This window comes from Arthrobacter pascens (assembly GCF_017052465.1).
Lineage (GTDB): Bacteria > Actinomycetota > Actinomycetes > Actinomycetales > Micrococcaceae > Arthrobacter > Arthrobacter pascens.
Genome location: NZ_JAFHKT010000065.1, coordinates 1 through 3,983 on the forward strand (window position 1 = coordinate 1; position 3,983 = coordinate 3,983).

Here is a 3,983-nt window from a genome sequence, read left to right on the forward strand (position 1 = left end):
GATCAACTGCCGCCAAGCCGGTCCCGGTGACAACACCCCCCGGATCATGAACGACTGGGGGCAGAAACCATGCCGGGACCGACCTGCCAACACACCCTTATCCTGCAACAGGACTGGGGCTACGAAAAAGGTAACGGGGCAAACAGGGGCATTCACCGGGCCAATCGGGGCCGGGTCGGCGGCTCAGGGCAGCGCGTACACGCGGCGGGCGTTGCCGTGTGCGACGAGTTCCACGATCCTGCGGGCGTCCGCCTCTGACCAGTCGTCGTTGTCGATCCATTCGCCGATCACCCTGGTGATGGCGTTGCGCCACAGTCTCGTACCGAGGTAGTGAAGTTCGGCCGGGCCGTAGGCGTCGGAGGAGTACAGGATCTTTGTGAACGGGGCCAGTTCGAAGGAGCGGGCCAGCAGCTCCCGGCTCCGCGCCCCGGTGAAGTTCACGGCAAGGCCCACGTCGATGTAGACGTTTTCAAAGGCATGGGCCAGATAGCCTGCCTCGCGCTCGAAGGGGTAGCAGTGAAGCAGCATGATCGGTGTCTCGCGGACGTCGGGGGACCTGAGGAGGTCCAGGAGATACAGGGGATTGGTCTTGTGGAGGTCCAGGTCGCGGTCGCCGAATCCGACGTGGAACTGCACCGGAAGCTTCAGCGACACCGCCGCGTGGATCCCGTGGGCAATGAGTGTCACGTCGGTCAGCTTCGCCTCCGTGCCGCCGCCGCCCAGGTTCCCCTTCCAGCGGCGGGCCGCTTCGGTGACCGCAGCCGGCGTCGGCCGGCTAAGATCCCCGTCGAACCCTGCGCGGTAGGCGAGAACGGTTTTAAAGCCCACAGCGCTGAGGGTGAGGTTTTGAAGCCGCTGAGCGAACTCTTCGGCGTAATCTGCCGGGTTAGCGATCTCCGTGATCAACTGTTCGGCGACCACTTCCAGCCGGACGATCTCGTGGGTCCGCCCGCCGGAGACGTCGGCCATGCCAGCCGGTCCGAGGTAGCCAGGGGCGTTCAATCCCGTGTCGATCAGCCAATCGCTCACCCCGGCAGCGCGGGTCATGCGCCGGCTGACCTCGAGTTCGCCAAGCTCGGAGCGCCGGCTCCAGTATTCCGCCGGCGACGCGTGCCGCGGCAGATCAAGAACGCCGCTGCACCAGCGCCGGATGGCGAGCCCGATTTGCGTGGTGTAGGTGTCCCCGGGGTTGGTCAGGGGTTCGTTGTTCCCCTCGTTGAGTGAGTTCTGAAAGCGTGCCTCGTCACCGTCGGCGTTAAACGCGCCATGCACGTGGTGGTCGACAAGGCTGACGTGGTCGACGAAGTCCGCGAAGGAACCGCCCGCCATCAGATGGACCAGGCAAGCCGAAAGCGTGCGGCAAGCTCATCCGGCGCGAGGTCCGCGGAGGCCCGCTGTTCATAGCGCCGGACGGCCACCGTGGCATCGACGATCGCGTCGCCGAGAAGCCCGCGGGCAAGCCGTGACTTGTCCAGCGTGTCGATGATCGCGGTGGGGGAATCGGAGAGCAGGCGGACGTTTGCCCGCTGCCGTTCCTCTTCTGACAGCCTTCCCGGGTCACCCGGGACCTCTGCCGGAAGCTGGTGACCGCTTCGGATGCCGTCAAGGGCGACTGCAAGGATGGCAGCGGAGGCCAGGTATACGTTTGCCGACGGGTCAATGATTTTCACCTCGACGTTGGCTCCGTGCGGATTGCTCGTGCCCTCGTTCAGAAAGCGCACCGAGGCTTCCCGGTTTTCCAGGCCCCAGCACAAGTAGGCGCCCGACCACGTGCCGGGTGCCAGCCGGCTTCCGGACAAAACTGATCCGGTGAGGAAACCCTGGATATCGGGGAGCCCTGCGAGGATTCCTCCGATGGCCGCGCCTCCCTCGGAGGAGATGCCGTGCGGTCCGCTGCCCCCGGAGAAGAGCGGCAGGCCGTTCTTGTGGAGCGAAAAGTGCTGGTGGGCCCCGTTTCCGACCGTGCCGGGAAAGGGGGAGGGGGAGAACGAGGCCTGCATGCCGTGGGCCCTGGCGACGATGCCCACGATGATCTTGGCAAGGACCGCGGCGTCCGCGGCCTGAACGGGGGAGGCCGGGGGAAGGGAAAATTCGAACTGGTTCCTGCCGTACTCGGCGTGGATCTGCTCCTGGGGAATGCCTGCCTGATTCATCGCTGCCAGCAGGTCATCGAGGAATTCCGATCGGTCCAGAAGGCCGGTCGCCCCGTACGGAACCCAGGGCGCGGTCTCCAGCGCTGAACCATCCGGGGAGATGAGGAAGAATTCAAGCTCGTGGCCAACGAATGCCTGGTATCCCGCCGCGTCGAGACTGCCGTCGACGTCGGCCAGAAGACCGCGGGCGCAGGCCGGAGAGGCGGCGCCGTCCTGTTCGAAAAGGCTGCCCGGTGCCCAGGCCCGGCCACCCGGCAGGACGCGGAGTCCTGCGATATCGATCTTGAGGCGCATATCGCCGACAGGAGTGATGTTGTCCGTGAACGCTATCCCGCCGTCGATGGTGAAGACGTGCCAGACGGGGGCGGCACCCATCCCGGATTGGTGGAAGGCTCCGAGCCGGGCTAACGGAACGCTCTTCGCCAGCGTGACGCCAGACGCATTCACCACCGTGCCGATCACAGAGCGGGCGCCGGCCTCCTGGAGTTCGCGTTGTGCCCTTGCGACGGCGGATTCGTCGGCTGAGGTGAATTGAGTCATGCGCCTATCATGCGGTGCCTCCCCGTCCAAGGAAAGGTTCACGAACGCGCCCACCAGCGGAACAGGGCACAGGGCCGGTGTCCTGGAGTAGCCGGGGCAGGATCAGCGTGTGACCCTCCGCCTCCCCGCCAGGCTTTCGGCGACCCCGATCAGCAGAACCGCGGCGATTACGGCAACGACGAAGCCCAACACATTAAGCTCGAAGACGTTTCCCGTGCCCAGTAGGCTCGCGATGACGCCTCCGATAACTGAGCCCGCGAGTCCCAGCAGCAAGGTGGCGAGCAGTCCCAGGTTCTGCTTCCCGGGCTTGATCAGGCGCGCCAGCGCCCCAATGACGAGTCCTGCGATGATGAATCCAATCATGGTTGGTGCTCCTTAGTAGCGGTTCGGGTCGTTGCGGCGTTGCCGTGCCTGGCGGGCGCGCAGCACGCGGGCGATGATGGCCGGGAGCAGGGTAAAGAGCAGTTTCTTCATAGTGGTCTTCCTTTGTCGGGCTGGTGCGGGCGGCCGCCACCCGGAGCGGAGGGCGGCCGGCCGCAAAACCCCAAGGGGCTTTAGGTGTTTTGGACGTGGTCCTTGGCGTCTGTGGCGCTGGCTTTGACGTCGGAGACGGCGGTCTGGCTTTCTCCCTTGACGTGCTGGGCGGCGTCTGTGGCGGTGGCTTTGACGTTTTCCATGGCTTCCTGGGCGGGTTCCTTCAGGCCTTGGGCCATGTCCTTGGCGGCATCGGTCAGCTGGGTGGTGACCGGTTCGGCTGCGGTTTTCAGGGTCTCGGCTGCTTCGCGTTCCTTCTGGCTCGGTGGAATCAGGGAGGAGACCAGCAGGCCGGCGCCGAAGGCGATCAGGCCGGCGGCGAGGGGGTTGCCCTGGGTCTTCAGGGCTGCCTGGTGCGGGGCGTCGGCCACGGCGGAGCCGGCGTCGTGGAGTGTGGAGCTGACGGCGGAGCCGGCGTCGCCCATGGCGGATCCGGCGTTGCCGGAGGCCCTGTGGACGTGCTCCGACGTGTGGTCCGCTGCTCCCATGACTTTCTCCTTTACTCCGAAGACGGCTTCCTTGACCTTGTCGGTCTGCCGGTGGACGATGTTGGACGGTGTGACTTTGTCGGCGACCGCGTCCACGTTGGTGCCGAGGCGGGCGCGGGTGGCTTCAATGTCGGCGCGGATGGCGTCCGGGTTTTCACTCATCGGTGATCTCCATTGGGTTTCAGGGTGGGGGGAATTTCCTGGATGGTCTCGGCGGTCTGGGGCATGCCCTTGATGGCTTTGAGTTCCTTGCGGCCGACCGATGCCA

General features: G+C 65.6%; 4 protein-coding genes and 1 pseudogene. All 5 read right to left on the reverse strand.

The window, feature by feature from the left end:
• Positions 1-183: 183 nt before the first annotated feature.
• Positions 184-1,329, reverse strand: coding sequence for an amidohydrolase family protein (locus JYA52_RS00330; protein WP_205651175.1), 1,146 nt, complete (start codon positions 1,327-1,329; stop codon positions 184-186).
• A complete protein-coding gene (locus JYA52_RS00335) occupies positions 1,329-2,693 on the reverse strand; it encodes a type I glutamate--ammonia ligase (protein WP_205651176.1) in 1,365 nt (454 codons plus the stop codon). Before JYA52_RS00335 ends, JYA52_RS00330 begins: the two co-directional genes overlap by 1 nt.
• 102 nt (positions 2,694-2,795) lie before the next feature.
• Positions 2,796-3,056, reverse strand: coding sequence for a GlsB/YeaQ/YmgE family stress response membrane protein (locus tag JYA52_RS00340; protein WP_205651177.1), 261 nt, complete (start codon positions 3,054-3,056; stop codon positions 2,796-2,798).
• A gap of 191 nt (positions 3,057-3,247) precedes the next feature.
• On the reverse strand, positions 3,248-3,877 hold the full coding sequence (locus JYA52_RS00345) for a DUF3618 domain-containing protein (protein WP_205651178.1): 630 nt from the start codon (positions 3,875-3,877) through the stop codon (positions 3,248-3,250).
• Positions 3,874-3,983, reverse strand: a pseudogene (locus tag JYA52_RS22215) (phage holin family protein); the annotation flags it as partial. The gene JYA52_RS00345 and the pseudogene JYA52_RS22215, both read right to left, overlap by 4 nt.